Raw genomic sequence first — 215 nt, 5'->3', positions numbered from 1 at the left:
TCGACGAGGCGGTCGTCGGGCCGGACTACCTGAAGGTCTCGCACTCCAAGGGCGAGGTCCGCAAGGCCCCGTCGATCGGCACCGACGACGTGCTGCTCGCCGAGAGCGAGGTGGAGATCTTCCACCACTACGGCATGCGGTACGAGCCCGGCGTCGGCGGCGAGCGGAAGCTGGCACGCCGCTGACCCACCGTACCCCCGCCGAGCCCGCCGTAC

At 71.2% G+C, this 215-nt stretch carries 1 pseudogene; it reads left to right on the top strand.

Annotation, left to right across the window (positions count from 1 at the left end):
- A pseudogene (locus A4V12_RS16945) lies at window positions 1-185 on the top strand (PRC-barrel domain containing protein); the annotation flags it as partial.
- Between the last annotated feature and the right edge of the window lie 30 nt (window positions 186-215).

The organism is Streptomyces noursei (assembly GCF_001646665.1).
In the GTDB taxonomy this organism is placed as follows: domain Bacteria; phylum Actinomycetota; class Actinomycetes; order Streptomycetales; family Streptomycetaceae; genus Streptomyces; species Streptomyces lavendulocolor.
Note: the sequence above shows the minus strand (reverse complement) of the source record. Positions and strands in the feature narration are given on the sequence as shown.